The sequence below is a fragment of the Chryseobacterium soli genome (assembly GCF_000737705.1).
GTDB lineage: Bacteria > Bacteroidota > Bacteroidia > Flavobacteriales > Weeksellaceae > Chryseobacterium > Chryseobacterium soli.
In genome coordinates, this window is the sequence record NZ_JPRH01000012.1 from 60,024 (window position 1) to 85,800 (window position 25,777).

20 protein-coding genes are annotated in these 25,777 nt (G+C 35.9%); 8 read left to right on the forward strand and 12 right to left on the reverse strand.

The features are described 5' to 3' along the window. Positions 1-26: 26 nt before the first annotated feature. The 3 genes from IW15_RS20075 to IW15_RS22210 form a co-directional block, all read right to left on the reverse strand. Positions 27-884 carry a lamin tail domain-containing protein gene (locus tag IW15_RS20075; RefSeq protein WP_034715017.1) on the reverse strand — a complete coding sequence of 286 codons (858 nt, stop codon included), beginning with the start codon at positions 882-884 and terminating at the stop codon, positions 27-29. Positions 885-1,072: 188 nt separating this feature from the next. Continuing rightward, a complete protein-coding gene (locus tag IW15_RS20080; RefSeq protein WP_034715019.1) occupies positions 1,073-1,906 on the reverse strand; it encodes a lamin tail domain-containing protein in 834 nt (277 codons plus the stop codon). Positions 1,907-1,995: 89 nt separating this feature from the next. Beyond that, positions 1,996-2,934: a T9SS type A sorting domain-containing protein gene (locus IW15_RS22210; RefSeq protein WP_051882241.1), complete on the reverse strand. Its 939-nt coding sequence runs from the start codon at positions 2,932-2,934 to the stop codon at positions 1,996-1,998. Positions 2,935-3,122: 188 nt separating this feature from the next. Here IW15_RS22210 and IW15_RS20090 point away from each other — a divergent pair, with 188 nt between their 5' ends. Together IW15_RS20090 and dusB are read left to right on the forward strand one after the other, a co-directional pair. After that, positions 3,123-6,317 (forward strand): hypothetical protein, encoded by a 3,195-nt coding sequence (locus IW15_RS20090; RefSeq protein ID WP_034715021.1) that lies wholly within the window; start codon positions 3,123-3,125, stop codon positions 6,315-6,317. 98 nt (positions 6,318-6,415) lie between these two features. Continuing rightward, on the forward strand, positions 6,416-7,411 hold the full coding sequence (gene dusB, locus IW15_RS20095) for a tRNA dihydrouridine synthase DusB (protein WP_034715023.1): 996 nt from the start codon (positions 6,416-6,418) through the stop codon (positions 7,409-7,411). A gap of 57 nt (positions 7,412-7,468) precedes the next feature. Here dusB and deoC read toward each other — a convergent pair whose 3' ends face one another. The 5 genes from deoC to IW15_RS20120 form a co-directional block, all read right to left on the reverse strand. Further along, positions 7,469-8,209: a deoxyribose-phosphate aldolase gene (deoC, locus tag IW15_RS20100; protein ID WP_034715025.1), complete on the reverse strand. Its 741-nt coding sequence runs from the start codon at positions 8,207-8,209 to the stop codon at positions 7,469-7,471. A gap of 4 nt (positions 8,210-8,213) precedes the next feature. After that, the gene (locus IW15_RS20105) at positions 8,214-8,684 is read right to left on the reverse strand and encodes an Lrp/AsnC ligand binding domain-containing protein (protein ID WP_034715028.1); all 471 of its coding nucleotides are present in this window, start codon (positions 8,682-8,684) and stop codon (positions 8,214-8,216) included. Between the two features lie 15 nt (positions 8,685-8,699). Next, positions 8,700-9,638, reverse strand: coding sequence for an endonuclease/exonuclease/phosphatase family protein (locus IW15_RS20110; protein WP_034715029.1), 939 nt, complete (start codon positions 9,636-9,638; stop codon positions 8,700-8,702). Positions 9,639-10,017: 379 nt separating this feature from the next. After that, positions 10,018-10,689 (reverse strand): tRNA (guanosine(37)-N1)-methyltransferase TrmD, encoded by a 672-nt coding sequence (gene trmD / locus IW15_RS20115; RefSeq protein ID WP_034715031.1) that lies wholly within the window; start codon positions 10,687-10,689, stop codon positions 10,018-10,020. Then, positions 10,686-11,948 (reverse strand): NAD(P)/FAD-dependent oxidoreductase, encoded by a 1,263-nt coding sequence (locus tag IW15_RS20120; protein WP_034715033.1) that lies wholly within the window; start codon positions 11,946-11,948, stop codon positions 10,686-10,688. The genes trmD and IW15_RS20120 overlap by 4 nt, the downstream gene beginning before the upstream one ends. Before the next feature lie 65 nt (positions 11,949-12,013). On the opposite strand from IW15_RS20120, the gene IW15_RS20125 reads away from it, so the two are divergent. Then, positions 12,014-12,877 (forward strand): glycoside hydrolase family 25 protein, encoded by an 864-nt coding sequence (locus tag IW15_RS20125; RefSeq protein WP_034715035.1) that lies wholly within the window; start codon positions 12,014-12,016, stop codon positions 12,875-12,877. 62 nt (positions 12,878-12,939) lie between these two features. Here IW15_RS20125 and IW15_RS22215 read toward each other — a convergent pair whose 3' ends face one another. After that, the gene (locus tag IW15_RS22215) at positions 12,940-14,586 is read right to left on the reverse strand and encodes an alpha/beta fold hydrolase (RefSeq protein WP_051882242.1); all 1,647 of its coding nucleotides are present in this window, start codon (positions 14,584-14,586) and stop codon (positions 12,940-12,942) included. A gap of 287 nt (positions 14,587-14,873) precedes the next feature. Here IW15_RS22215 and IW15_RS20140 point away from each other — a divergent pair, with 287 nt between their 5' ends. Beyond that, positions 14,874-16,766: an ABC-F family ATP-binding cassette domain-containing protein gene (locus IW15_RS20140; RefSeq protein ID WP_034715037.1), complete on the forward strand. Its 1,893-nt coding sequence runs from the start codon at positions 14,874-14,876 to the stop codon at positions 16,764-16,766. Between the two features lie 71 nt (positions 16,767-16,837). Here the strand turns inward: IW15_RS20140 and IW15_RS20145 are convergent, their stop codons facing one another. Continuing rightward, positions 16,838-17,896: a Gfo/Idh/MocA family oxidoreductase gene (locus IW15_RS20145; protein WP_034715039.1), complete on the reverse strand. Its 1,059-nt coding sequence runs from the start codon at positions 17,894-17,896 to the stop codon at positions 16,838-16,840. A 191-nt stretch (positions 17,897-18,087) separates the two neighbouring features. Here IW15_RS20145 and IW15_RS20150 point away from each other — a divergent pair, with 191 nt between their 5' ends. The 3 genes from IW15_RS20150 (at position 18,088) to IW15_RS20160 (ending at position 21,649) form a co-directional block, all read left to right on the forward strand. After that, complete coding sequence (locus IW15_RS20150) at positions 18,088-20,286, forward strand: TonB-dependent siderophore receptor (protein ID WP_034715041.1); 2,199 nt, start codon at positions 18,088-18,090, stop codon at positions 20,284-20,286. A 95-nt stretch (positions 20,287-20,381) separates the two neighbouring features. Beyond that, positions 20,382-20,897: a membrane protein gene (locus IW15_RS20155; protein ID WP_034715043.1), complete on the forward strand. Its 516-nt coding sequence runs from the start codon at positions 20,382-20,384 to the stop codon at positions 20,895-20,897. A gap of 161 nt (positions 20,898-21,058) precedes the next feature. Continuing rightward, positions 21,059-21,649, forward strand: coding sequence for a hypothetical protein (locus tag IW15_RS20160; protein ID WP_034715045.1), 591 nt, complete (start codon positions 21,059-21,061; stop codon positions 21,647-21,649). Between the two features lie 112 nt (positions 21,650-21,761). On the opposite strand, the gene IW15_RS20165 is transcribed toward IW15_RS20160, so the two are convergent. Next, positions 21,762-22,397, reverse strand: coding sequence for a peroxiredoxin (locus IW15_RS20165; protein WP_034715047.1), 636 nt, complete (start codon positions 22,395-22,397; stop codon positions 21,762-21,764). Positions 22,398-22,632: 235 nt separating this feature from the next. On the opposite strand from IW15_RS20165, the gene IW15_RS20170 reads away from it, so the two are divergent. Continuing rightward, positions 22,633-23,511: a mechanosensitive ion channel family protein gene (locus IW15_RS20170; RefSeq protein WP_034715049.1), complete on the forward strand. Its 879-nt coding sequence runs from the start codon at positions 22,633-22,635 to the stop codon at positions 23,509-23,511. Between the two features lie 71 nt (positions 23,512-23,582). On the opposite strand, the gene IW15_RS20175 is transcribed toward IW15_RS20170, so the two are convergent. Next, a complete protein-coding gene (locus tag IW15_RS20175) occupies positions 23,583-25,775 on the reverse strand; it encodes a reprolysin-like metallopeptidase (protein ID WP_034715051.1) in 2,193 nt (730 codons plus the stop codon). Positions 25,776-25,777 lie beyond the last annotated feature (2 nt).

Consider the following 25,777-nt stretch of genomic DNA (forward strand, 5'->3'; position numbering starts at 1 on the left):
TCCCTCAGCAAAAATTATTTTGAAAATTAATCTTTTACAATTCTTTGAGAAACCGGTTCATTATTAATGGTTCCGGTAACAATATAATCTCCTTTCCGTACTCCCGTAACATCTAAGGTAATAACTGCATTTTTAGTAGATTTTTTTACCACCTGCCCATATTTATCAAAAACTTTCACATCTTTAATTTCCGTCACGAAATTAATTACATTATTTTTAATAAAAGCATTCTCTACAAAGCCTGATCCTACATTCTGTGTATCTACTACAGCTTGCGTATTCCCTAAAGAATTAACAGGTTGTACTGTTGATACTACAAAGTCAGTCTTATTATCATTGTTATCCTCAGCTATTCTTTTTATCGCTACAGTACCATTCAGCGATGGAGCCGGACCGCTCCCTTCAAATTGATTGGCCATTGGTCCATATCCTACAAAATCCAGAATATGATCTCCTGTTGGTCCTGTAACCATTGTTGTATTACCCACCAACGCGATTTTTCCTGAAGTGGCTAATGCTATTCCTTTAGAAGCATTAAGAGTACCATTAAAATTAACCACATCGGTTGGTGCAAAATCTGCAGCAGGAAAATCAACATCATCTTCACTGCTTACTGTTTCCTTAATCAGGTAAGATTGTCCCGGACCTAAAGTAAGGGTTGGCAAAGTATGGTATTGAGTGAAACTTCCTCCTTCCTGCGCATATTGTATGGTCGCACCCGACAATGAAGCTGAGAATCCCCCCACATTCTTTAATAGTATGTAATTATTCTTTACTATTGATTCTGAATTTCCACTTCCTCTATATATTTCACTAATCACAATTTGTGCATTAGCAGATGAACTGATTAATATTAATCCAATAATAGTAAATATTTTCTTCATAACTATAAAATCTTTGTGTTATATCATGAAAAATATCAAAAACAATACCACAACTTTAAAAAAAATCTAAAAAATAACAATATTTCCTATTAATACATTAAAAAAGATAAATGATAATTTACTTATCAAAAAAATCCAGCCATTTCAATGAAATGGCTGGATGATATGTTCTTTAAAAAGAATTTAGATTAGTCTTTTAAGATCTTCTGAGAAACCGGCTCATTATTTACTGTACCTGTTACGATATAGTTTCCTTTAGCCAAGTCAGAAACATTTAATGTTCCATTTTCTTTTACCGAAGCTGTTTTTACAACCTGTCCAAACATATTGTACACTTTTACATCTTTAGCATTGGTTCCAAAAGTAATTTCGTTGTTTTTAACAAAAGTATTTTTAACGAAACTTCCTTTTACATTCTTTACATCAGAAACAGCTAGTGTTCCAGAACTAGAATTTTGAGGCGTTGGTGTACCTGCAACAAAATCTACAGAATTATTATTGGTATCCCCCGCTGTTCTTGCAATAGAAGTTGTATTTGATGGTGCGGTCGCAGGTGCTGTTCCTTCAAAAGCGCTAGCAGTAGTTCCATAACCTACAAAATCAATAACATTCGAGCTTGTAGCACTTGTTGGAGCTGTACTATTAGTAGTTAATGCAATTTTTCCTGCACTTCCTGATAAATTGATTGTTCCAATGCCATCCGGAGTAGGTAAATTTCCTCCAGCTGTTCCGACACTACCTTCTTGTAATAGGTAAGTTTGTCCAGGCGATAATGTTATAGTAGGAAGAGCATGATTACTATTCCCCCCATTAAAATTACCCGCAGCAGCAGCGTATTGTAAATAAGCACCAGTTAAAGTAACCGTAGTAGATCCAATATTTTTTAATTCAACAAAATCATATTTATACAATATAGAAGAAGTACTTCCACCTCCTGCTCCATAAATTTCATTGATTACAATTTGTGCATTTGCAATAGCAGATACCGAAATAATACTTAAAATAGTAAAAATCTTTTTCATAAAATATAGTTTTAAATTTATATGATAAAATTACAAAAAAACAGTCAGTTAATTTTAATAACAGTACAAAATTAACATATTGTTAAAGTTTATTTTTTTAAAATCTTCTCTGAAACGGCTTTCCCATCTACATTTCCGGCGACAATATAAATCCCTTTCTGGAGATCAGCGATGTTCAATACTCCGTTTTCAGAAACTGAAGCCGTTTTCAATAACTGACCAGCTACAGAGTAAATTTTCACCTCTGATTTTACTCCGAAATGAATTTCATTATCCACTGAAGTAGTTTTTACAAACACTTTTTTAGAAGCAGTATTTTCAGTGGTTGCTAATGATGTAGACTGTTGAGGCGTTAAAGAAAAGTCATCAACTGCCAAACCATCATCTGTTCCGGCAACATTTACATCCACAAATCTGATCCAGAAGTTTTGCCCTGCAGCAATACTTAATGCTGTAATTGTGGAAGTTAAAGTTGTTCTGTAATTTGATGCATTTCCATCTCTAAGTCCTGCAGTTCCAGTGATTTCATTACTGTTATACGTTAAAGCAGTAACAGGCGTCCATGTTCCTGTAGTCAGTGAAGTTGCATTGGTACTGATTTCAAAATTAACCTGATCATTAATCCCTCTGGTTGCATCTCCCATTCTCCACTGTTCCCCGGTATATGATATCAATAATTGAGTAATAGTGCTGCCGGTATCATTTTTAAATTGAGCTCCCCATCTTGATAATACATTACTACTTGCAATAGCTCCTAATGCTCTGTCAGTACTTCCTGTAGCACCAAAACTGTAAGTATCTCCAGCATTTACAGACCCATTATTCGTAGCATATGTTGTATTAGCACCAGCAGCTGTTTCTGAAATACTCCAGCCTGCAAGACTCCCTGTTAAGGTCGTAGAAGCAGTACCCGTACTTACCAGCCCATCAAAATTTTGAGTGTATGCCGTATTAAGTGCCGGTAAGCTAATTTGTGCAGAAGCAAAACTGGCTAACCCAACCAAAGCTAAAGAATAAAATTTTCTCATAATCTAGTTATTTCAATAATTAATAATTTCTACGGCAAAAATAGCAGTATTTTTTCCTATCATACAATAATTAGATTAATTTTCTGTTAATAATGCTAAAACCCTCCCCGTTAACATTTTTTAGCTATTTTTACGAATTATTTTAAAAAAACTTGCGGAATTTTATTCTTCTCCTTACTTTCTTTTTCATGGGCATATTTTCGGGTAGCGCACAGATATTTTCATGGAAAAACCCCAACCTTCCCAAGGATACCATAAAGAAGGACAGTATTCTTGCCGCCATGCTTGAACAGGACATTTTCGCAAAAGACACTTTAGACTTCGTAAGAACCAATAACAAAATAGTTATAGACGAAGCCGTACTCGCCAAAAACGATAAAAAAAGATTTCTGGGAGAGCTTAATTCCAAAGGTTCCATTATCCGCGGAATAACATTCGGTAATAATCAGGGGCAGTCTGTACAAAGTTCAATGGATCTTCAGATCTCCGGAAGGCTTTCCAAAGATGTTACTATTTTAGCAAGTATTTCAGACCATAATCTCCCTATTCAGGCAGATGGATACACGCAGACCCTGGAAGAGTTTGATAAGATTTATATGCAGCTTAATATTAAGGATAAATCCATCCTTAGGGCGGGACATCTCGATCTGGTGGAATCTAAAAATTATTTTGCAAAATACCAGAGACGAAGTATGGGACTTGAGTTTCAGACAGAATTTGGAAAAGAAAATAAAACCTTTGTAGATGTCTCTATGGGCGTTGCACGAAGTGAATTCTTCAGAGTCCGTTTTCAGGGGGTTGAAGGCAACCAGGGACCTTACCGTTTAACGGGGAAAAACGGGGAACAGTTTATTACCTTAATCTCAGGATCTGAACAGGTTTTCATTGATGGTATTTTAATGAAACGTGGTGAAAATCAAGATTATGTCATTAATTACAACACTGGCGAAGTAACTTTTACCAGTTTTCGTCCTATTTTCCAACAGAATTTCATCACCATTTCTTATAATTACGCCAATAGAAATTATTCAAGATATTTATTCACAGGAAAGCTTGAACATCAGAGAGAAAAATTAAAAGTAGGTTTAAGCTGGTTCATGGAAAATGACAATAAAAATGCACCACTTTCCCTGAATTTATCAAAAGAAGACGAACAGATATTAGCCAATGCAGGTAACGATACCAACTTAATGTATGCACCCTCTGGTGTGGTTACCGAATATGATGTGAATAAAATTTTATACCGTCTGAATCCTAATGGAAATTTCTATGAATTTTCAACTGATGCAGCACAAACCCTATATCAGGTTTCTTTTACTTATTTTGGCGTTAACCTCGGAGATTATAAAATTACACAAACCACTAATAACGGGCGTGTTTTTGAATATGTAGGTCCCAATATGGGAGACTATAGAGCGGTACGGAAGCTTCCTTCCCCTCAAAAATCTCAGGTATATTCCGTTAACTCTGAATATCTGTTAAAAGATGGGAAAATAGGAGCCGATTTCTCACTGAGTAATTATGATCTTAATCTATTTTCATCAAAAGATTCAGATCAAAATATGGGATATGCATTTAGAATTTTCGGGAATAAAACGCTTACTAAAAACAAATGGAAAGGTACTCCAAGCTTTGAATACCAATATATAGACAAGCAGTTTCATATTTTAGACCGAATCAATGATGTAGAATTTTCCAGGGATTTTAACTTAGCTCAGGAATTCAGTCAAAGAACCCAGAACAGGTTTACGTTCAGTTTCCTTAATAAATGGAATAATACCTCTACCCTGAATTACCGTGTCAACTATTTAGATGAACAGAATTCATATAAAGGACTTAAAAATGATCTTGATTTCAGCTGGATCAAAAATAAGTTCCTGACAAAAGGAAATCTGTCTTATCTTAATACCAATGCAATCCTTCAGGACACCAAATTTATCCGTGGTGGAGTTTCTACAGAATATACCGGCAAAAAAGGAAGCTGGGCACTCGGGGGAAGCATGGAGCATAATGAGAAAAAGTACAATGATACCCAGCTGATGGACGTGAGCAGTTTCAGCTGGAAAGAGCTTTTTGTGCAAAAGAAAATTGGTGACAGTACAAGAACGAAATTACTGGCTAAAGTATATATGAGAGATAACGACTCTGTACGCGACAATAAACTCCAAAATATGAATAATATTCTGGGGATTATGGCCGAAAGTCAATTAATCAAAACTGAAAAAACAACCCTAAATGCTTTAGTTCATTATAGAAAATTCTTTTATCAGGCTGATAATGCCACTGATGTTACCCGAAATAATGATTTTGTAGTCGGAAATATTCTTTATAATCAGCAGCTTTTTAGAAACGGAATGCGACTTCAGGCTTTTTATGAACTTGGAAACGGACAGGAAGCACAGCGGGAATTCCAATATCTGAAAGTAACAGACGGACAGGGTATTTACAAATGGACGGATTATAACGGAGACGGCATCCAGCAGCTCGATGAATTTGAGATTGCGGAATATTCTGATCTAGCACAATATATCAGAGTGTACACCAATTCTGTACGCTACATTCCTTCCAATAAAAACAAAATACAGCTGGCTCTATTTGTGAATCCGGCCATTGTCCTCAACTCAGAAAATTCATTTTTAAAGCGCTGGAATTTTAATATTTCATTGAATTCTCAAAATTCATTCTATAAAAAAGACAAGGTATTGGTTCTGAATCCTTTTGAAAAAAATGCAGACCAGATCCTTAAAAACCAAAATATCTTAGCTTCCATACAGTTTAATCCGACAGAAAAATCTGGCTGGAACGGGAATTACCGTTTTATTTCCAATGATAATCTTATCAATGCCAATTTCAGCAATGAAGAACGCGAACAGACTTCTCATTTTCTGAATATCGGGTATTGGTTTAACAAAGAATTCAGGGTCGACTGGGAAAATTCGGTACATGATCTCAAAAATTCTTCACAGCTTTTTGCCACTAGAGATTACCGTTTGAATAATTTTGAAACAAAACCTAAGGCTACTTATAAATTCACAGATGCCATTCAGGCAGAGCTTTCGTCCGCTTTCAGACAAAAACAAAGAGTCGATGGCGAAGAGCTTCTGAAAGCGTTTGATATTACAGGAACTATTCAGTGGGAACGTAGAAAAACGTCTATCAGAGGGAACTTTTCTTTCATCAATAACAATTTCAATGGAAATAATTTCAGTATTGTAGGAAACCAGATGCTGGACGGGTTAAAGCCAGGGAAAAACCAGGTTTGGAGTGTATTCATTCAGCAGGCCATTAACTCTTTCCTTCAGTTGAATTTAAATTATGAAGGCAGAAATTCCGGTGACAGAACCATTCACATTGGAAGTATGCAGGTGAAAGCAAGCTTCTAAATCATCGATAATCAAATAATTAATTATTTTAACTAGCCCCAAAACTTATTCGTGAAAGAGTTTGCACTAGTCATTTCAGAATTTCGTAAATTTGCACCATGGTAAAAATAGGCAACATACAACTGCCGGAATTTCCGCTTTTGTTAGCTCCAATGGAAGACGTTAGCGATCCGCCTTTCAGACGCTTATGCAAGATGCATGGTGCAGATTTGATGTATTCAGAATTTATTTCTTCTGAAGGCTTAATTCGTGATGCGATGAAAAGCCGTAAAAAGCTCGATATTTTTGATTACGAAAGACCCGTAGGGATTCAGATTTTTGGTGGAGATGAAGAAGCGATGGCCATGTCTGCAAGAATTGTAGAAACGGTAAATCCTGATTTAGTGGACATTAATTTTGGATGTCCGGTAAAAAAAGTAGTATGTAAAGGAGCGGGAGCAGGAGTTTTAAAAGATATTGATCTTATGGTGCGTCTTACAAAGGCCGTTGTAAGCTCTACCCATCTTCCGGTTACTGTTAAGACCCGTTTAGGCTGGGACAGTAACTCTATCAACATTGATGAAGTAGCAGAGCGTCTTCAGGAAACAGGAATTAAAGCATTGACCATTCATGCCAGAACCCGCGGACAAATGTACAAAGGGGAAGCAGATTGGGAGCATATTTCGAGAATCAAACAAAATTCTAATATTGAAATTCCAATTTTCGGAAATGGGGATATCGACTCACCTGAAAAAGCATTGGAATATAAACAGAAATATGCATGTGACGGGATTATGATAGGCCGTGCTGCCATTGGTTATCCATGGATTTTTAATGAAATCAAACATTTCTTTGCAACAGGTGAACGCCTTGCTGCACCTACCATTTCAGACAGGCTGCTTGCTGTACGCCAACATGCAGAATGGAGCGCAGAATGGAAAGGGGAAAAGTTAGGTCTGATTGAAATGAGACAGCATTACAGCAACTATTTCCGTGGAGTTCCGCATTTCAAAGATTTTAGAAAAAAATTCCTGGAAGTCTTTACTTTGGAAGAAATGGATGTATTGATTAAAGAAACCCAGAGGTTCTACGAAGAATATCAAGCACAGCTATAGTTATAAATAAAAAAACCATCAGAGAACTGATGGTTTTTTGTATGTGTGTATAAGTGTTTAATATCCTTCTGAAGCGGATTGATTTTTGATTAACGCTAATGCAGAGGAAGTTCCGATTCTCTTTACTCCCAGGTTGACCATTTTTTCAGCATCTTCCGGAGTTCTTACACCACCTGCCGCTTTTACAGGAAGTCTTCCTGCATGATCAAGCATAATCTTTATCCCTTCAAATGTAGCGCCATTGGGCTTTCCATCTGCAGTTTCATAAAAACCGGTTGAGGATTTTACAAATATATTGGCAACTCTATCGCTAAAGTTTTCTTCTGCCCAATTGGAAATGTTTTTAGTAAGGTCAGCAATTTCCGAATCTGTTAAAGCCGCAATTTCAATAATCCATTTTACTATTTTATCATGCTTCAGGCACAGTTCGGTACAGGTAACGAATTCTTTCTTTACCAATTCCAAATCGCCTTTTAAATAGGCTTGATAATTAATTACAAAATCTAATTCATCAGCTCCGTCTTCGATAGCTTTTAAGGCTTCTGTAAGCTTCTCGTCAATAGAATGAGTCCCTTCATGAAAACCTATTACCGTTCCCACCACAACATTTGAATTCCTTTCCTGAATATACTTCTTAATCTCAGATACGTAATCCGGGCGTATCATCACAGCAAAAATATTGCTATCTATTGCTACTTGTGCAAGATCTTTATTTATCTGTAATGTTTCTTCGTTTGATAATCCTGACTGTGCAGGGGTCTTCAAATAGGTTGAATCCAAATATTGGGCAATGTTCATATCGTTATACTTTCAGTTGTCTATAAATACCTTGTTCCAAAGATATGAAAGTTTCCGTTCTTGTTACCCCTTTTAGCTTCTGAAGTTTGTTAAGAATCTGCATTAAATGGTCATTATCTTTACAAAGAACTTTTAAGAAAATTGTATAATTACCGGTTGTATAGTGAGCTTCCACTACTTCATTAACGTCATGCAATGATTTTACAACTTCAGGATAATGGCTTGGCTGATCTAGAAACACACCAATATAAGAAATTACTTTATACCCGATTTTTTTTGGATTCAGGAAGGAGATCGAATTTTCGATTACTCCTGCATGTTCCAGCTTTTTAATCCTTTGATGTACTGCCGTTGTGGAAATTCCCACATTTTTTGAAATATGGGCTAAAGAGGTTTTAGCATTATCCATCAGCATGTAGATGATTTCTTTGTCAATTGAATCTAAATGGTAGCTTGCATTGCTTGAATTTTTCATTCTCTACTTTTTTTATTATTTATGTTTTTCTTTAAATGTTACAAAAACCGGGAAATGATCACTATACCCTCCTAAATACCGTGTACCGGCATAAGTTCGGAAGGGTCGGCCTTCAAAATTCCTGGTTCGGCTGCTAATATTCTCAATATTGAACACCTGTGCGTTTTGAAAATTCAAAACGTTATTATCAAAAAGAGATTTTGATAAGATGATCTGATCATACAGCAGCCCCGATTTATAATGAAAAGTAGAATAATTTCTGGTAAGGAACAACTCTTGAAAAGGGTTTATTAAAACCGTCTCCTGATTGTTGTCATAGAGAATTTTCACTAAATTTTCATCATCTGGGTTCTCGTTAAAATCACCACACAAAACTACATGTTCTTTATCTTCATGTACAATATTCATAATCCGTTGCCGGATTTCATTAAGTATAAAAGTTCTTTTAGGCTTATTAACATCTTTTTCTCGCTTGGAGGGAAGATGGGCGATAAAAACATTAATAACTTCTCCTTTATATTTAACTTTTGAATAAAGTACGTCCCTGGTTGTGTCGTAATACTTTGTGTTTTTATTTGTAATTTCAAAGAAGAAGGTAATGGTTTCTGAGTCTATTACTTCTACTTTACTCTTATCATATAACATGGCTACATCTACCTTTCTTTCATCCATAGAATTATAATGAATAATTCCATATTCTGAATTAAAAGGTTCCATTTCCACAAGGTCTTCCAAGACTTTCCTTCCGGAAACTTCGGACAGTCCTATCATAAACGGTAACACTCCGTTTTCCTCCTTCATCAATTGAAAAACATGTGATATTTTGTAAAGCTTATTCTTATATCTTTTCTCATCCCAATTTCTCAGGCCTGACTTCGTTGGATCCAATGGATGAATCGGTTTAGGATCAGGTAGAAATAAATTTTCAACATTATAAAAAGAGAACAGCTCCATCTACACGCATTTCAGTTCTTAAATTTTTAATACTTCAATTTCAGAGTGTAAATTTATTATTTTTTTTGAAATTTCATTAATTAATTTACAATATATTTAAATTAATTTCATACTCAAAACACGGAATATTTCATTAAAATTATTATAGATTTTGAATTATGATAATGATATTATTAATCATATCAACAATATCATAACACTATACAAAATTAAAATAATATAAGATTTTTAAAATATCCTGTATAAAATTACTTTGTGACCCATATTGGCACAAATAAATTACTCTAATATTTATTCAGAGCAATTATTATTCCATTTTCAAAAAGAGGTATTCAAATGATAAAAAAATAATCCAGTTTTTTAACTTGAAAAGGTATTTTTAGAGTAAATCGGGACGTTTTTCTTTAGTAATTCTTATCGCCTCGTCATGTCTCCATTCTTCAATGAGAGCAAAATTACCGCTTAACAGAACTTTAGGAATTCCTAATCCTTTATAATTTTCAGGTCTTGTATAAATTGGAGGCGACAAAAGGTCGTCTTGAAAACTGTCTGTTAATGCACTCTGTTCATCATTTAAAACACCCGGAATCAGTCGTATTACTGAATCTGCAAGGACGCAGGCAGCCAATTCTCCTCCGGTAAGCACATAATCTCCGATTGATATTTCTTTGGTGATATGAAGATCTCTCACTCTTTGGTCAATCCCTTTATAATGTCCACACAGAAAAATCAGATTATTTTTAATAGAAAGTGTGTTGGCTATTTTCTGGTTTAACGTAATACCATCTGGGGTAAGATAAATTACTTCATCATAATCCCGCTGAGATTTAAGCTCCGAAATACATTTATCCAAAGGTTCAACCATCATCACCATTCCGGCTCCGCCTCCATAAGGCTCATCGTCTATCTGCCTGTGTTTATTGATAGCCCAGTCTCTCAGCTGATGGAAATGAACTTCTACCACTCCTTTATCCACTGCTCTCTTCAAAATAGAAGTTTTGAACGGACTTTCCATTAATTCTGGAAGTACGCTTATAATATCAATTCTCATTGTAATGTTCCGTTTTTTTTGTTTGGCAAAATGATTAGTCTCAGAGAAGAATCTTTGTTGAAATAGCTCCACATCCAGTTGAAAAAGACAGCAAGTTTATTTCTTACACTTAAAATAAGCATTAAATGCAGAAACATCCAGAAGTACCATGCGAAAAATCCCTGGAATTTCACAAATGGTAAATCTACTACAGCTCTGTGTTTACCGATGGTTGCTAAAGAGCCTTTGTCATCATATTCATACTCCTGCCAGTTTTCTCCGCTCTTCTTCAAAAGATTCTTCCCTAAATTTTTCGCCTGATTAATCGCTACGTTCGCAACCTGAGGATGACCTTGTGGATATTTAGGAGTTTCCATATAGGCGATATCTCCGATTGCATAAATATTATTATAGCCTTTTATTGTATTGTATCGATCTACGATATATCTGTTTCTATTTAATTTTTCCGGAGAAAATCCATCTACCACGTTCCCTGTAACTCCGGCTGCCCAAATTACGTTATTGGAAGGAATCTCTTTACCGCTTTTCATAAAGACCTTATCTCCGTCATATTCGGTAACCACTTCTCCACTCATAAAAGTCACTCCCAGATCTTTAAGATATTGTTCAGATTTTTGCTGAGCTTCGGGACTCATTACGGCAAGTGGTTTTTCTGTAGAGCTTACCAAAATGATTTTGAGCTGATCAAAATTCATGTAAGGATAATCTCTCGGCAGGATTTCTTTTTTCATTTCGGCAAATGCTCCTGCGAGTTCTACGCCTGTAGGTCCGCTTCCTACGATCACAATATTCCAGTTTCCGCTGTCACTTCTGCTTTTTTCTATAATAAGCTTTTCGAAAGTCATCAACACGTGATTCCTGATGCTTATAGCTTCCTGAGTGTTTTTCATCCCAAACGCCTTGCCTTCCAAGTCTTTATTACCGAAGAAATTAGTTTTGCAGCCTGTTGCGATAATTAATTTATCATAGGTGAATTCTGCTTCATCAGTAATCACTTTATTGTTAACAGGATCAATTTCTTTAACCTCTGTCAAACGAAACTGTGTATTTCTGGACTGCTGAAAAATCTTCCTGAAGGGAAAGGAAATATTAGACGGTTCTATCCTTCCACACGCCACCTGATAGAAAAGAGGCTGAAACATATGATGATTGACCCTATCGAGGACAATTACCTTTTTGTTCTTGTTATTCAATGTTTTTGCAAGCTGCAGCCCCGCAAATCCTCCTCCTATAATGATGATTTTTTCGCGTGTTTCCATAATAGACAAATTTACTGATTTTATTTAGCATTTAGTAGTGAAAAAAGTTAGTTTTGCAAAACTTTATGACACCGAAAAAGTACACCAAAAAAACTGCCAAAAAGGTTCATGATACCCGGCGAAAAAATTATTTTTTCCGGCGAAAAGTGGTATTGGCGATTTTAATTTTGGCATTAATAGGAACCGGGTTCTATTTAAAGCAGTCTGTAAGCTACTATTACGCATTATATTTCAATAAATTCTCACATAAAAAGCTTCACAACAATGAAGTGGAAACACTGAGGATTCAAAAAATACTTTCCAATAATCTAGATAAAACCTATGGGTTTGATATTTCTCATTATCAAAATAAAGAAGATATCAATTGGGACAGCCTGAGTATCGGAAATAAAACCATTCCATTGGAATTTGTGGTAATGCGCGCCACTATGGGAAATCGAAACGCCGATAAACATTTCGGGGAATTCTGGGGACTGGCCAAAAAACATGACCTGATCCGCGGAGCTTATCATTTCTACAGAGCTGATGAAGATCCCGTGATTCAGGCCAATAATTTTCTGGAAAATGTAAAATTGGAAAGCGGAGATCTTCCCCCTATTTTAGACATTGAAAAAATCCCGAAACGTAAGACCAATAAAAAACTGATTGAAGATTTAAAGGTTTGGTGCAAGATTGTTGAGGAAGCCTATGGTGAAAAACCTATTATTTATACTTACTACCATTATTATAAAGATTTTTTAAAAGGAGAATTTGATGATTATCCTTTGTGGCTGGCTAATTATAATGATGTTCCTACTCCATCACCGGACAGTAACTGGGATTTCTGGCAGTTTACCGAAAATGGAATCGTTCACGGGATCAATACCAAAGTAGATCTGGATATCTACAATGGTAGTACGTGGTCGTTGAAAAGACTGACACTGGATTAATCAAGAGAAATCAATCTGATATCTACCAGCCTCTTTCCAACTTCATTCTTTCATCCCAATCATTATTTTTCCAGGAATTTCAGAACATCTTCATTCAGCTCATCTGCATGCTCAAAAGGGATCATATGGGTAGCGTTTTTATAGATCTTAAGCTCAGCATGAGGTATCTCTTTTGCTATCATTTCAGTATGATCCTGCTTTATTACATCTTTATCTCCCGCTATCACCAACACCGGACTTTTTATTTTTGAAAGATCTTTTTTACTGATGTGTGGCTCATTCAGCATGATTTCTACCAGTCTGCGTTCGTTGAATGTCCCTGGCTTATTTTCTATGTCCAATACGAGAAGCTGATTTTTCATCCGTGAAACCAATCTTTCGTTGACACCTTCAGGAAAAGCATTAGCGCCTACAGTAATTAATTTATTAAGATTTTCAGGATATTTCAAAGCAAACTCAAGTCCTGTGATTCCTCCATCACTCCATCCGATAACATTAATTTTATGAAGATTCAGCTTGTCGGTCAGCGCTTTTACATCTTCAGCAAATTGTTTATAGGTAAAATATTTTTCAGAAGTATCAGCACTTTTACCCTGCCCCCTGGTATCCACAGCAATCACTTTGAAATGTTTGGAAAGAACTGGGATCTGCTGGTAAAAATCCTGTATACTTCCCGAGTTGCCATGAAGAAGAAAAAGCGGCACTCCTTCACCGTAGACTTCATAATAAAGTTTGGTGTCTTTCAGTTGAAGATATGCCCCCGCAGATTTATTTTTTCCGTATATAGAATTTTTTGATTCCATTTGATATTGCGAAGTATCAGAAACCATTTCCTCAAGATCATCTCCCAGCGCTGCAGTTTCATCTTTAGTATTTTTTGCACTTTTATCCACTTTTACATCGATATTAATAGCAGGTGCTGCCAGTGTCATTTTTTCCCAGTCGCCATAAAATTTCCTGATAAAACCGGTTCTGAATAAAGCAGCACTGATATTAACCTTTCCTTCAAATTCTTTCAAAAACTGAATTCCTATAAAAAACTTACCCTGAATCCAGATATTACGGTCATTGACATCAAGCGTATACGTTCCATCTTTGATCATATCTTCTGTAAGTTCCACTGTGATTTCTTCATCCAGAATATTTTTATCCGGAAATCCGTTTTTTTCACTATAAATACTATATCGCATCAAAACCGGCTTATCAGAAGCATAGCTGGCAATATTCAGATTGATATTTTTAATCTTTGATCTTTTGCTGGCATTAAATTCCAATGCCGTTTCACCTAAAAAATCTTCTTTTTTGAATTTAGGATTAACGGAATACAGAACGCTTTTCGTTTTGGTAGTAACACCCCAGTTTTTATCGACCAGCTTTTTAACTTTAATATTGACTTCCTTTATATTTTTAACCTTTTCTTTTAAAAATATCCGTTGCTGATCCTGTTTTCTGAAATTCTGGACGGTTTCAGTATAGAGCTCATAGCCAGGAACTTCTATTCTGAGTTTTCGGGAAGCATCCATTCCGGAAAGATCAATAGAAAAATTTCCTTTCTCATCGGAGACCGTTCCAGCATTTTCTTTTTCAACCCCAATTCTTACATAGGGAACCGGCTGGTTTTCAGCCTTGGAAACAACAGTTCCCGAAATGACCTGAGCATTGAAGCAGACTGCAGAGAAGAGCAGAAATAAAGTATTGAGTTTTTTCATGGTAAAAATTTGAAGCAAAAATCTCTATTTCCCACATCAAACAATCATAACGACGTATTAAATTTAAGAACCGTTTAGTTAAATTAATGGTAAAAAAAATCTTTTTATCTGTCAAAAATTATAAAAATATTTAAAATACCGACCAACAATTGTTTTTGGATAAATTGAATTTAGTTTTAATCAGCCCGCAGCAAAAATCAGTCTTGTAAGTTTATTCGGAAGTTTCTTGCTGTATTTTCGTACTTTTGCGCTTCAATTGAAAATCAAAATCAAACCCTTACCATCCAATGAATTACGTTTCTGTCGAAAATCTCACCAAATCTTATGGCATCAAAGTTTTGTTCGAAAATATCTCTTTCCATGTGAACGAAGGAGACAAAATTGCTATTGTTGCCAAAAACGGAAGCGGAAAATCTACCCTTCTTAAAATATTGATGGGCAAAGAAATTGCTGACAGCGGAACCGTAAACATCAACAAAGATATTCAGGTTGTTTTGTTTGATCAGGAGATTGATTTTGATTCTGACCTGACGATTGATGAGTTTATGATGACTCTTGATTCTGCACCTATTCAGGCACTGAAAAATTATCATAAATCTCTTCTTTCTACAGATTATGATTTCATTGAAAAAGCATTAGCAGAAATGGAAATTCATAAGGCCTGGGATCTGGAGAACGACATGAAACAAATTCTGTCTCAGTTGAAAATCACAGATCTTGATGCTAAAATGGGAACGCTTTCCGGAGGACAGATCAAACGTGTTGCATTGGCAAAATTATTGACAGAAACCAGAGCGGAACACAGACACACTCTTCTGATCATGGATGAGCCTACCAACCACCTTGATGTGGAAATGGTAGAATGGCTGGAAAGTTATTTAAGCAAGGCCAAAATCACATTAATACTGGTAACCCACGACAGATATTTCTTAGATGCAGTTTGTGGAATTATCTGGGAAATGGAAGATAAAAATCTGTATTTCCATAATGGTTCTTATGCGACTTATCTTGAAAACAAAATGATCCGTGAGGATAATATGAATTCTACCATCGATAAGGCCAATAATCTTTACAGAAAAGAACTGGAGTGGATGCGAAGACAACCCAAAGCGAGAACTACAAAATCGAAATCCAGACAAGATGACTTTTACGAAACTGAAAAAATAGCCAAAACCGATACAAGAAAAGAATCTCTGGAGCTTGATTTCGAAATGAAAAGGCTTGGAAATAAAATTCTTGAACTTAGAGATATTTCTAAAAGCTATGGTGATAAATTACTACTAAAAGATTTCAGTTATCAGTTTCAGAGAGGTGAGAAAGTAGGAATTGTAGGAAAAAATGGTGCTGGGAAATCTACTTTATTAAATATTATCCAAGGACTTGAGCCAAAAGATTCCGGAGAAATTGAAACCGGAGAAACTATCAAATTCGGTTACTTTTCACAAAAAGGACTTAAATATAAAGAAGATGAAAGAGTAATTGATTTTATTAAAGAAATTTCTGAAAACTTTCCTTTAGCAAACGGAAGAACAATCTCTGCATCCCAGTTTTTAAGATTGTTTTTATTTGATGATCAAACCCAATATTCGCCGATTTCCAAATTGTCGGGAGGTGAAAAAAGAAGATTGCATTTGATGTATATTCTGTATCAAAATCCAAACTTTTTGATATTTGATGAGCCTACCAACGATCTTGATCTTCCTACTTTAACGGTATTGGAAAATTTCCTGCTTAACTTTCAGGGAAGTTTGATTATTGTTTCTCACGACAGATATTTTATGGACCGTATTGTTGATCATATTCTGGCTTTTGAAGGGGATGGAAAAATAAAAGACTTCATCGGGAATTTCTCAGAATACAGAAAAAATTTAAAATTAGAGGAAAAAAATCCAAAAGCTGTCGTTGAGAAAAAAGTAGAAGCACCTGCTCCGGCTCCTGTTTCAACACCACAGGCTCCTAAAAGAAAACTTTCTTTTAAAGAACAGAGAGAACTGGAAACGATTGATAAGGAAATCCCTGAGCTGGAGAAAAAACGTACTGTTATCCTTGACCAACTGAATAATGAAACTGAGTATGAAAAAGTAGCCAAACTTTCAGCTGAATTAGAGAGTATTTCGGAGAAATTAGAAATTCACGAAATGAGATGGCTTGAACTACAGGAAGTTTTAGGCGAAGAGTAATCTATACTATATACAAAAAAGCTTCAATTCCATAATACGTAGAATTGAAGCTTTTTTATGTTTATATGCTATTATATTAAATTCATAATCTTACCTTGCTGGCTGCTTTCAATAGCTGCATCAATAATTTTCATATTCTGAATAACTTCTTTTCCCGGTGAAGGCAACGGATATCCGAAAACAATATGTTCGTAAATCTGCTGGTAATAATTCATATAATTTCCGGGCTCACTGGATGTCACTATTCTTTCTGTTTCATTATTTTCATTCAGGAAATTTAAAATCCCATCAGATCCTGTAATTGGTTTCGTCCAGTCTTTTCCATAAACCGGGATAGAACCGGAAACCAATTCGGCTTCCTGATTATCTGTCCTTTCCTGAAGAAAAGTTCCTTTACTTCCATGAATTACATAAGCATAATGGGCTTCTTTGCTGAAAACAGAAGACTTCAGCCTCACTCTCATATTATTTTTATACAACAAAAGAATTTCAAAATAGTCGTTTGCAAAATCTGCTCCTTTCATAGAAAAAACATCTGCGAAAAGCTTTTCCGGATATCCGAAATACTGCACGGCCTGATCTACCAGATGAGAACCTAAGTCATGAAGAGAGCCGGAACCTGTCTGTTCAGGATTTTCTTTATGCTGCTTTCCACTTGGTTCGGTACGAAACCTGTCAAAACGGATCTCAGCTTCTTTAATCTCCCCTAATTTTTTATCATTCAATATCTTTTGTACCTGCAGAAAATCACGGTCGAATCTTCTATTTTGATACACACTCAAAAAAAGTCCTTTTTGTTCTGCCAAATTCACCAATTCTTCGGCTTCTTCTACATTTACGGTAAAAGGTTTTTCAACAATTATATTTTTTCCGGCTTCCAGCGCTTTTTTTGCGTATTCATAATGGGTCTGAACAGGTGTATTGATGACAACAACTTCTATATCTGCATTTTGAAGCATTTCTTCTACCGAGTGATAGATCACAGCTTCCGGATACTTCTCTTTAGAATCCTCTTTACTTCTTTCCACTATGGCAGAAATAAAAAATCCGGGATGTTCCTTCAAAAAAGGTGCATGAAATATTTTCCCACTCATCCCAAAAGCACAAAGCCCAACTCTTACCAATTGCATATCTCTATTTTTTAACAAATATATTTATAAAAAAGTTTTCAGAGACTTGTATCAGACTTTTTAACGCCGTCAATCTGCTATCTGTCAAAATATGACAAAAATCAGATAATTATTTTTAATAATTCTAAATAAAATAAGACTTGAATTCCTACTTTTGCAGCTTATTTAAAACTGCTCTAAATAAAAATAAGATGAAAAGAAGAATTACTGCTTTAGGTTTATTAATGATTTCCGTGTCTTTTAGCGCACAAATGGGTCACAAATCTGACAATGATACAATCAGAATTCAGACTATTGAAGATGTGAATCTTCATAAAACAGGAAATCCTAATAAAGCAATTCCATTATCTACTAAGTCCAGCCTGACGGTAATGGAAAATCCCCAGCCTATTGCTATTGTTACTCATGAAATCATTGAGCAGCAGCAGGCAAAACAACTGAGTGATGTCATCAGAAATGTAAATGGTATTTATATAACTTCTGCAAGAGGAGGTTCACAGGATAGTTTTGGAGGAAGAGGATTTACTTTTGGTAATGACAATACGTTTAAAAACGGAGCAAAAGTAAACAGTGGAGTTTTTCCCGAAGTAAGCAGTCTTGAGCGAGTGGAGGTTCTGAAAGGTGCTAACGCCATGCTGTATGGTAACGTAGGTCCTGGGGGAATTATAAATCTTATCACTAAAAAACCAAGATTCGATTTTGGAGGTTCTGTCGGATTCAACGCAGGAAGCTGGAACTCTTATAAACCCATGATTGATATTTACGGACCTTTAAGCAAGAACATTGCTTTCAGAATGAACGGTACTTATGAATATGCAGAGAGTTTCAGAGATTTAGTAAAGTCACAAAAAAATTATTTCAACCCTTCATTCCTTTTTAACCTTAGTGAAAATACACAGCTTATTGTAGAAGGTGATTATCTGTATCAGCATTTCACTCCTGATTTTGGAGTAGGAAGTGTGATAGATGATGCTACCGGAATTTCAAGACTGGCTACAGAAATTGACAGAAAACAATTTTTAGGAGCCAGCTGGCAGTATCAAACGAATCAGCAGGCGACAACAGATATTGTTTTAAACCATAAATTCAGCAGTAAATGGAGTTTGAATGCTGTTGCTTCTTATCAAAATTATACGAAAGATTATTTTTCTACGGAAAGAACAACATGGGCTTATAATTCAGCAGTTGGCAATTTCAGTCCGGAATGGAAGAGACCATTGGGAAGAAACTATACGGAACAAAACTATACTTCATTACAGATTAATCTAAACGGAGAATTTAAAACCGGAACCATTAATCATAAAGTATTAATTGGGACAGATGGTGACTATGGACTGGCAGATACGTATGCTTATAAATTTACAAATTCTGCGGCCAGTAGTTTCGGATCTATCTTTCTGGACAAACCTTCTTCTACATGGACTAATGATGGAGCTATGCCGGATACTTACAGATCATCGAGAAACAGAATTGCAACAAAAAGATTTGGACTGTACGTGCAGGACCTTATCAGCATTTCAAAAGAGTTTAAAGTATTAGCCGGTGTCAGATGGTCTTACATTAAAAATGACGATACAAAAGTTAGAGATTTTATCACTAACCTGGACACTGAAACAGCTAAGAGTGGTGCACAGGATCATGCATTTTCACCAAAAATCGGGTTGATTTACAATCCTAATGACAACCTTTCTGTTTTTGCAACATACACAAACTCATTTACCCCTAATGCAGGGTTTGACGAATTTGATCATTCTCTGAAAGCATCTACCGTAGATCAATATGAAGTAGGAATCAAAAAAAATCTATGGAATAATGCGATTGCTGTAAACTTAACAGCTTACCAAATCAATAATACCAATGCTTATACCGCTCCTTACCTTCCAAGCGGAGCGCTGGCATTATACAGAGTATATGCCGGAAATATCAGAAGCAGAGGGGTTGAACTGGATATTACCGGTAATCCAATGAAGAATCTATCTTTAATAGGAGGTGCATCTTATAATAATGCAGTCTACACCAAAACGCCTGATAATGGTTTTGTTGAAGACCAAAGACTGGTAAGAACTCCCGCATTCACCGCAAATGCATCCGCATTCTATACTTTTACAACTTTTGTAAAAGGACTTAAATTGGGGGCTACCGCATTTTATACCGGTGACAGAAAAGCAGGATGGAATGATGTAAAAGGTCAGAAACAAGTAACCAGAATGATTGATGTAAAAGGCTTTACCACAGTAGACATCAGTGTAGGATATGGCTGGAGCAGATTCTCAATTCAGGGAAAAGTGGGTAACTTATTTGACGTTCTTAGCTACAACGTTCATGAAAACTATTCTGTAAACCCTATTACACCTAGAAACTATTATTTTACGCTTACTTATAAATTGTAGCATTAAATACGATTAATAATTTTTCAATTAAAAGTGGAAGTTGCATTTTTGCAGTTTCCACTTTTTACAATTAAGATAAACAATACGATTAAGATATGGACAAGATTAAAGACACAAGAAGTTTCATGAGAATCACACACCGTTATCTGGGATATTTCCTGGCTGGGATTATGGCAGTGTATGCCCTAAGCGGAGTTTTATTGATTTACAGAGATACCGACTTCTTAAAAAACGAAAAAAAGTACGAAAAAACAATTGAGAAAAACCTTTCAGAAAAAGAACTGGGAAAAGAATTAAAGATCAAAAACCTGGAAATAGAAAAAACTGAAGGCGATATTGTACATTTCAAGCAGGGCACTTATAATCTGGCTACCGGAAAAGCTGATTATGCTAAAAAAGAATTACCTTTTCTATTGGACAAAATGACCAAACTTCACAAAGCACAGTCTAAAGACACTTTATCTCCTCTTAACGCTTTTTTTGGTTTTGCTTTGTTTTTCTTTGTGATTTCAAGCTTCTGGATGTTCAATCCTAAAACCAAAGCATTCAAACGCGGGATGGTATTTACAATTGCCGGGCTTGTGGTTTCCATCATTCTTTTGCTTATTTAATATTATAGAATAGATAATTAAAAGCTATTATTTTAACTATTCCTCATTCTTCCCAATTTAACATTAATTTAGAAAAATTAAGTAAAAATAAGTATTCTGGCACATTTATTGATTTTCACCAGCTATAGAATAATAAGCATTAATTATTAAAATTATAAATTATGAAAAAACTAATTCTAACAGGAATAATAGCAGTAGCTGGTTTAACTACAACTGCAAACGCTCAAATTCAAAAAGGTAACTGGATGGTAGGTAGTAGCATTGTTGCAAGTAATTTTGGATTAAATACAGGTGGTGGATATAATATTTCATTACAGCCAAAAGCAGCTTACTTTATTGAAGATAATGTAGCTGTTGGTGGATATGTTGATTTAGGATTTAATAAGGTTGCAAAAGGATCTCCTACAAACTTTGTTTACAAAGTAGGTGCTTTAGGACGTTATTATGTATCACCTGGAGAAAAGGGTGTTGATAATCTATTAAACCACGGACGTTGGTTCTTCGAAGGTAACGTTGGTGTTGGTGGAACTTCTACTGAAGGAGGAAACTCTACAACTGGGTTAGACTTCGGTGCAGGTCCTGGATATTCTTATTTCATCACTCCAAATATCGGTGTTGAAGGTCTTGTAAAATACAATGGTGTTGCAGGTTTCGGAAACGAAGGGTTAACTTCTACACTTACATTTAATGTAGGATTTAGTATCTATTTACCAACTTCTAAAGGTAAGCAGGTTATTAACGACGTAAAGTAATCACCATTACGAAATCACATTTACACATATAGTTTAAATGAAAGCGCCTCGAAAATATATTTCGAGGCGCTTTTCGTACAAATTAAAACTAAACTATAAAAAATCAAATAAATCATGTATTAGGTTGTGGAGTATATCTCAGATAAGGTTTTATTTCTGTAACTCCTTTAGGAAATATTGTTCTTGCATCTTCCGTAGAAATGGCTGGCGGTATGATAACATCGTCCCCGTTTTTCCAGTTTACCGGTGTTGCAATTTTGTGCGAGTCTACCAATTGCAGGGAATCAAGCACCCGTAATATTTCATCAAAATTTCTTCCGGTTGAAGCAGGATAAGTAATAATCAATCTTACTTTTTTCTCCGGGTCTATAATTAATAAGGAACGAACCGTTGCCGTTGCTGAAGCATTAGGATGGATAAAGTCGTATAGTTCAGAAACTTTTCTGTCCTTATCTGCAATAATAGGAAAGGATACTTCTGTCTGCTGGGTTTCATTGATATCTTTAATCCAGTTTTGATGGTCTTCTACTCCATCTACACTTAAGGCGATAACCTTTGTCCCTCTTTTGTCAAATTCCGATTTTAATTTTGAAGTATATCCCAATTCTGTAGTGCATACCGGCGTATAATCTGCAGGATGAGAAAATAAAATCCCCCAGGAATCTCCCAGAAACTGATAAAAATTAATATCACCTAAAGTTGATTCTGCCTGAAAATTGGGTGCTGTATCTCCTAGTTTAATTGACATAATATTTCGTTCTTATTAGTCTACAAATTTAGTAGACTTTTTCGAACTGGCAAATTATTTTGGAAAAATTTATACTTTTATTATTAAAACTTATCGGAACCAAAGACTGAACCGTAAAGCATAACCCTTGTCTTTATGATTTCCTCTGTTAATTCACAATTATTTTTATTAGTCTATCTAATGAAACTGGCAAAATTTTTGTTGAAAATGTATATATTTAATTAAAAAATCATTCATGGAGAAAAATAGTTTAAGCTACATCGAAGTTGTGTATAGAGTTTTGGAGAACTGGTATATGAAATTTGCCGAGCTCACCCCGAAACTGGTGGTTGGAATTTTAGTTTTTTCTTTTTTCCTTTTTACGAGTAAGTATTTAAGCCAGATCGCTGTAAAATTATTCCATAAATTCTTTCCTAAAAGCAAAAAAGAAAGTTCTCTGGTTACCTTGATAGGAGTTTTCAGGTTCCTGATTATGATCATGGGAACTTTTATCGCGTTAGAAATCATGGGTTTCAGTGGATTTCTCTGGAAATTTATCGGAAGTTTGGGAGTTGCCGGGGTGATTGCCGGGGTGGCTCTGAAAGATTTGGTATCCAGTATTTTTTCAGGAATGCTGATTGGAATTGACAAAGCCTTTAAAGTGGGAGATTATGTGAGTATTGGAGCCAATTCCGGTACAGTACAGGAAATAGGATTTCTTACCACAAAAATAATCAGTGACGACGGCAAAAAAGTATACATCCCGAATCAGGTTATTTTTAATTCTCCTTTTTCAAATATTACGGCTTCTCCTCAAAGAAAAATCATTTTAAATTTTGAAATTCCTGCAGATGAAGATATCAGCAAAGCTCAAAAAGGAATTTTAGATGTTGTTAAAAATCTTGAAGATGTAGACAAGCTTGATACCGCCGAGGTCATATTTACCGATTTAAAACAGGGTGTTTTCAACCTTCAGGCAAAATTCTGGATCAAAGTAGGATCTAATATCGTCCATGTAAAGGATGAGGCTTTCCTAAAGATTAAAAAACGTCTGGATGCAGACAGTATTCAGCTTGTTACTCCGACCAGCATTAGCATCAGCCAGCCGGTTGCTGAGGGAGAGAAAGAAGCTTAGGAGATGAAAAGCAAGAAGCAAGAAAAGGAACCCTTTGGCTCCTTTTCTCGTTTTAGATATGATATGTTTATTTATTTTTTAATTATTAATTTTTCAGAATACTTTTCTCCATTTTCTAGGGTGATACTAATCAGATAATTTCCTGTCGTTACGTTATTCAGTGTAACTTTTGTTTCTCCTTTAAAGCTTCCGCTCTTAACTAATCTTCCTGAAGCATCCAGCAAAGCATACTCTGCTTTTTGAGATGAATTTTTAAGAAGAATATTAACCTCATCCTGGGAAGGATTAGGATATACGACAAAACTTTTCACGTCAGCAGTTTCCCGTGTTGCCAATGTTTTCCCAATTGAGAAATTGGAAGCATTTACCGCAAAATAAATATTATTAACTGCTTTCACCATAATTCTTGCAGAAGCTACATCTTCATTTGGCAAGTTGACTACCGCAGAACCATTATTGGGAACACTTGCAGCCAGCACAGTATTAAAATTAGCGCCGCTATTCTTCGATAATAAAATGGTAACATTCTGGGTATTGATAGTGCCCGTATTGGTTCCGGCAACATCCCATGTTACCGTTGTGGGAACTCCTCCTGAACACTGTGTATTAGTAGCCTGTGAAGTTACCGTAAAAGGTCCGTCATTCGTTACAGTGACAACCATTGCATCGCGTGCGGTCTGATTTCCTGTTGGCCTGTTATCATTCACCAGAAGTGAAAAATTTAAAGTTCTTGCTACGCCAGGGGTTACTTCCCATTTCGGCACTAAATTATTAGCCAGCACAGAAGTCATATTTGGAAAATATCTTGTCGGAGCTGCTACCGGAGTTAATGAACGATATACCGGACCTACCGTAGCTGTAGCAACCGGCGGCTGTGTATTATTCTGATTGTCATATTGCTCCCATAGATAAGTAACAGGATCGTTATCAGGATCTGTACCCTGTCCTGTCAGCACGAATGCAGTTCCTTTAGGAATAATATAATCTGCTCCGGCATCGGCTGTAGGTACTCCATTATTATTGGATACTTTTAGAGCACAGTCTGTTGAACGCTGCAAAACGGCATACATTTCAACCACACTTGCAGCATGGAAATACGCATCACTGTTTGATTGAACATTATTGGCTGTACCGCAAATTCCCGCGTATGCCATTACTGTACTTCCGCTCCCCGGTTCATATGCTGTGGCATTGTTGGCATTTCCGCTACAAGAACCTGAACTCGCTCTGAAAGTATGGTTAGCCCCAAACTGATGTCCCATTTCGTGAGCTACATAATCAATATCAAAAGGATCCCCTACCGGTGCTCCTGAACCGGTAACCCCTCTTGCCTTAGAAGTCGTACACACTACCCCAAGTCCGGCAAGACCTCCGCTGTTGGTCCCAAAAACATGTCCTATGTCATAATTGGCTGCACCAATAATACTATTAATGTTAGTCTGGTTCTGTGTGATCATCGTTCCCGGTGTTCCATTGGTATACGGATCTGTAGTGGCATTGGTATATACAATAAGATTATTGTTAGCCACCATAACCATCGTCACTGAAATTGTTTTTTCATAAATTCCGTTTACTCTTGTCATTGTAGTCGCCATTGCAGCCATTGCCAAAGGAATTGTTCCGCCCTGGAAAGCAGTATACTCTCCGGTCGCAGCTACGGCAAGTCTATACGTTCTGAACTGACCGTCAGAAACTAAAGGAGCTTTCATCACCGTATTGTTTTCTATGGCATTATCCAGTTCATTCTCAACATGGCATTCGAAGATTCTGTCATTTTTAGGCAGATCTTTTCTTTTATACAGAATAAAAGATGAGTTATCTTTCGCATAGCCATCCAGGTAACTGATGTCAGAACCATCAAAATACATGATGTTCATTCCTGTTGACGGGGTAAGACTAAAACGGATGGTATGCAGCGGATTGTTTTTCTGCCATCCAATATAAGAACGGATATCCGGAAATTTCGCCTGTAATTCAGGTTCCATTACCGAGGCTTCCTGTACAATATAATCTCTGTAATTCCCGTCTGAATCAGGAAATTTAATGACTAAACTTTTATCCTTTGAAAATCGTTGGGGTGCTTTCGCTAGATCCTTTTTAATTTTTTCTAAATCTAATGAATACAAAGAAAAAACGGTAGGAGTTGTCATCCTTGGCCTGAGATCCTTATTGGTCGTCCGGGAAATTTTTGCCCAGTAATTCTGCTGGCTGAAGCCCATCGCAGCTACTAAAAGGCAAAGAATAGTAAAAATTCTTTTTGTCATGA